Genomic DNA, 5,220 nt, shown 5'->3' with positions numbered 1-5,220 from the left:
CTGCCCGACCACCCGGTGGTGGCCGGCGGTCTGGCCGCGACCCTGGGCCTGGTCCAGGCGCTCGGTGACACCGGAGTCGTCGCACCCCTGTGGATCGCCACGTGCGGTGCGGCCGCGGCCACGCCGGGCGAAGCGCCGGCCAGTCCGGTGCAGGCGCAGGTGTGGGGCCTCGGCCGGGTCGTCGGACTGGAACACCCGGACCGCTGGGGCGGGTTGATCGACCTGCCCGCCGTACTGGACGACCGGGCCGGTGCCCGGCTGGTGGCGGTGCTCGCCGGGGACGGTGAGGAGCAGGTCGCCATCAGGACGTCCGGAGTGCTGGGCCGCAGGATGGGCCGGGGTCCCCAGGCACGCGGCGAGGGGCGCTGGACGCCGCGTGGCAGCGTGCTGATCACCGGCGGGACCGGCGCGATCGCCGGGCATGTGGCGCGGTGGCTCGCGGAGGGGGCCGCTGTGCGGCTGGTGCTCACCAGCCGTTCCGGCCCCGCGGCCCACGGCATCGCGTCACTCGCCGCCGAACTGGCCGCGCAGGGCACCCGGGTGGACGTGGTGGCCTGCGATGTGAGCGACCGGTCGGACCTGGCCGGGCTGGTGGACTGGACGGGGCGCAGCGGTCCCGCGCTGTCCGCGGTGATGCACACCGCGGCGGTCCTGGACGACGGCGTGGTCGACCGCCTCTCGGCGCCGCGACTGGAGACGGTGCTGGCGGCCAAGGCGGCGAGCGCGGCCCACCTGGACGAGCTGACCGCGGATCTGGACCTGGACGCGTTCGTCCTGTTCTCCTCCGCCGCCTCGACGCTGGGCTCCGCCGGCCAGGGCAACTACGCGGCCGCGAACGCCTTCCTCGACGCCGTGGCCGAGAAGCGGCGGGCCCGCGGCATGGCCGGTCTGTCGGTGGCCTGGGGTCTGTGGGGCGGAGGCGGCCTCGCGGAGTCCAAGGACGCGATCCAGGCACGCATGAAGCGGGTCCCGATGCCGGCGATGGATCCGCAGCTGGCGGTCCGGGCGCTGGGCGAGGCGCTGGAGGGCCCCGACGCCGTCGTGACGGTGATGGACGTGGACTGGGCCCAGTTGGCGGCGGCGCCCGGCTCGATGGACCTGCAGGAGAGGCCGCTGGTGCGGGACCTGCCGGAGGTCCGCCAACTGGCCGCCGCCCGTACCGGATCCGCCGACGTCGCGCGGGGCGAAGAGGACCTGGCCCGACGCCTTGCCGGCATGAGCCGGGCCGAGCAGGACCGGGTGCTGACGGATGTCGTACGGGCCGAGGCGGCACTGGTGCTGGGGTATGCCTCGGCGGACGCGCTCCAGGCCAGGCAGGCGTTCAAGGAACTCGGCTTCGACTCCCTCACCGCGGTCGAGCTGCGGAACCGTCTGAACGCGGCGACCGGCCTGCGGCTCCCCGCGACATTGATCTTCGACTATCCGACTCCCGTGGAGGTCGCCACCTGGCTGCGGGCCGAACTCGTCCAGGAAGAAGCGGTTTCGGTGCCGATTCTCGACGAGCTCGACCGGCTCGAATCCAGCCTGGCGCAATCGGCAACCGACCACGACATGAGCGAAAGCATCACGAGGCGACTGCAGAGCATTCTGTCGAGGTGGATCGAAAAGCAGGGCGGATCGGAGCCCGAAGGCGAAAAGGTCGAACTCCGATCGGCAACACCCGACCAGGTGTTTGAGTTTCTCGACAAGGAACTTGGTCTGTCCAACTAATTGCTTCGGGCTTATTGGCGGCATGGTTTAGTAAGGAGTCCCTGTGGACAACCAAGAGAAGCTTTTCGAATACCTCAAGAAAGCTGCAGCCGAACTCCAGGAGACGCGTCAGCGCCTGCGCAAGCTCGAGGCCGGCGACCAGGAGCCGTTGGCGATCGTGGGGATGGCGTGCCGGTTCCCGGGCGGTGCGGACAGCCCGGAGGAATTCTGGGAGTTGCTGGCGGCGGGTGGCGACGCGGTCGGCGCGTTCCCGGCCGACCGAGGGTGGGACCTGGAGAACATCTACGACCCGGACCCGGAGAAGTCCGGCAAGTCGATCACGCAGTCCGGCGGGTTCATGCGGGACGCGAGCGGATTCGACGCGGGGTTCTTCGGGATCAGCCCGCGCGAGGCGCTGGCGATGGACCCCCAGCAGCGGCTGATGCTGGAGGTGTCGTGGGAGGCGCTGGAGCGAGCGGGCATCGATGCGGGGGCGTTGCGCGGCAGTAGGACCGGGGTGTTCGTCGGCGGGTTCACGTCGAACTACGCCATCAGCCTGGCGATGTCGGAGGAGGGCACGGCCGGGTTCGAGGGTCACATGATGACCGGCAACCTCCCCAGCGTGATATCGGGCCGGGTGTCGTACGCCATGGGCCTGGAGGGCCCGGCGGTGACGGTGGACACGGCGTGTTCGTCGTCCTTGGTGGCCCTTCATCTGGCGTGCCAGGCGATCCGGTCGGGCGAGTGCTCGATGGCGCTGGCCGGTGGCGTGACGGTCCTGGTCAACCCGGGCAACTTCATGGAGTTCTCCCGGCAGCAGGGCCTGGCGTCGGACGGCCGCTGCCGCGCGTTCTCCGCGGACGCGAGCGGGACCGGCTGGGCCGAGGGTGCGGGCATGATCGTCGTGGAGCGGCTGTCCGAGGCGCGCCGGCAGGGCCATCGCGTGCTCGCCGTGATCCGTGGCTCCGCGGCGAACCAGGACGGTGCGTCCAACGGTCTCACGGCGCCCAACGGCCCCTCCCAGCAGCGCGTCATCCGCGCCGCGCTGGAGAACTCCCAGCTGTCGGCCGCCGATGTCGACGTGGTGGAGGCGCACGGTACCGGTACGACGCTGGGTGACCCGATCGAGGCCCAGGCCCTGCTCGCCACCTACGGCCAGGAGCGGCCGGAGGGCCGGCCGCTGTGGCTGGGCTCGGTGAAGTCCAACATCGGACACACCCAGGCGGCATCCGGCGTCGCCGGCGTGATCAAGATGGTGCTGGCGATGCAGCACCAGCAGCTCCCGCAGACGCTGCACGTGGGCGAGCCCACGCCGCACGTGGACTGGTCGGCGGGCGAGGTGGAACTGCTGTCGGAGCCGATGCCGTGGCCGGCCGGTGAACGCGCGCGCCGCGCGGGCGTGTCGTCGTTCGGCGGCAGTGGCACCAACGTCCACGTCATCCTGGAGGAGGCTCCCGACGAGGACGCTGAGGCCGGAGAGGAAGAGCAGGGGAGCGCGGCACCGGAGGACGGTGCCGAGCAGGCCGTCGGCGTGAGCGTGGCTGCGGTGGTGTCGGGTGCCGGTGCGTGGCTGGTGTCGGCGCGTTCGGCGGAGGGGCTGACGGCTCAGGCGGGCCGGCTGCGTGAATGGGTCGTGGCGCGGCCGGAGTTGGAGCCGCCCGAGGTGGCCTGGTCGCTGGCGACCACGCGGGGGGCCTTCGAGTATCGGGCCGTCGTGGTGGGTGGTGACCGTGGCGAGTTGGTGGCCGGTTTGGAGAGCCTGGCCGACGGAGTGCCCAGCGGCGCTGTTGTGTCGGGCGTCGTCAGGGACGATGCGCGCACGGTGTTCGTCTTCCCGGGGCAGGGTTCGCAGTGGCTGGGTATGGGTCGTGAACTGGCGCGGGTCAGTGAGGTGTTCGGGGCTCGGCTGGCCGAGTGTGAGAAGGCGTTGGCGCCGCATGTGGAGTGGTCGCTGAGCGATGTCCTGGCCGGTGTGGAGGGCGCTCCGGCGCTGGAGGCTGCGGATGTGGTGCAGCCGGTGTTGTGGGCGGTGATGGTGTCACTGGCCGCGGTGTGGGAGGCCGCGGGCGTGATCCCGGACGCGGTCGTCGGCCACTCGCAGGGTGAGATCGCGGCGGCGACGGTGGCCGGGATGCTGTCCTTGGAGGACGGTGCGCGTGTGGTGGCGTTGCGTTCGCGGTCCTTGAGGGTGCTGGCGGGTGCGGGCGGGATGATGTCCGTGAGTCAGTCGGCGGCGGTGGTGGAGGAGCGTCTGCCGCGTTGGGGTGAGCGTGTGTCGCTGGCGGCGGTGAATGGTCCGGCGTCGGTGGTGGTGTCGGGTGAGCCGGGGGCGCTTGAGGAGTTGCGGGCGGAGCTGGAGGCGGAGGGTGTCCGGGCGCGGATGGTCGCTGTGGACTACGCCTCGCATTCGGCTCAGGTGGACCGGCTGGAGGAGGAGATCGTCTCTGTTCTGGCCGGTGTGGCTCCGCGTCAGGGCCGGGTGCCGATGGTGTCGGCCATGACGGGCGAGGTGCTGACCGGCGAGGAGCTGGATGCCGCGTATTGGTACGGGAGTCTGCGGGCGTCGGTCCGCTTCGACCGTGCGGTGCGGATCCTGGCCGAGCAGGGTCATCAGGTCTTCGTGGAGGTCTCCCCGCACCCCGTGCTGCTGGGTGCGATGAACGACACCCTCGCGGAGGTCGCCCAGGACGCCGGTCCGGGTGCGCTGCCCGCCGCAGTGTGCGGGACCCTGCGGCGTGACGACGGCGGCACGCAGCGCCTGGTCACCTCGCTCGCCGAGGCCTTCGTGCACGGTGCGGCAGTCGAGTGGACCGCGGTGCTGCCCGCCGCGGACCGCGTCGAACTGCCGACCTACGCCTTCCAGCACGAGCGGTACTGGCCGGAGGGGCTGCTGTCCCTGTCCGCCCTGGGGGCGGCCGGCGGCGACGCGGTGTCACTGGGGCTGGGTGCGGTGGGGCACCCATTGCTGGGCGCGGTGGTGGAGCTGGCCGGTGGCGCCGGGGTGGTGTGCACGGGTCGGCTGTCGGTGCGTTCGCATCCGTGGCTGGCGGAGCACGCGGTCGGCGGCGTGGTGCTGCTGCCGAGCACCGGGTTCGTGGAGCTGGCGGTGCGGGCCGGTGACCAGGTGGGTTGCGGTCTGCTGGAGGAGCTGACGCTGCAGGCGCCGCTCGTGGTGCCCGCCGACGGCGGCGGAGTCCAGATCCAGGTGGTGGTGGCAGCGGCGGATGCCGAGGGACGCCGTGGGATAGAGGTCTTCTCCCGACCCGACGAAGCGGAATCGCAGCAGGCGTGGGTGCAGCACGCCAGTGGTGTGGTGGCCCCCGCCACGACTGCCGAGGCGTCCGACGAAGACCTGCAGGTGTGGCCGCCGCAGGACGCCGCGCCGATGGACACCTCGGATCTGTATGCGGTGCTTCTGGCGGACGTGTACGGCCCGGCGTTCCAGGGACTCCGGGCCGCCTGGCGTCGTGGGGAGGACATCTTCGCGGAGGTGGCGCTGCCGGAGTCGGTGGCGCGGGAGGCGGGCGCGTT

2 protein-coding genes are annotated in these 5,220 nt (G+C 71.8%); both read left to right on the top strand.

Annotated features, from left to right (window positions below; all coding sequences use genetic code 11):
- The coding region (locus AB0H32_RS46715; protein ID WP_361135332.1) for a beta-ketoacyl reductase at positions 1-1,710 on the top strand (1,710 nt) is incomplete at its 5' end.
- A gap of 43 nt (positions 1,711-1,753) precedes the next feature.
- The coding region (locus AB0H32_RS46710; RefSeq protein ID WP_361135330.1) for a type I polyketide synthase at positions 1,754-5,220 on the top strand (3,467 nt) is incomplete at its 3' end.

It is taken from the genome of Streptomyces sp. NPDC020362, from assembly GCF_040642095.1.
Lineage (GTDB): Bacteria > Actinomycetota > Actinomycetes > Streptomycetales > Streptomycetaceae > Streptomyces.
Note: the sequence above shows the minus strand (reverse complement) of the source record. Positions and strands in the feature narration are given on the sequence as shown.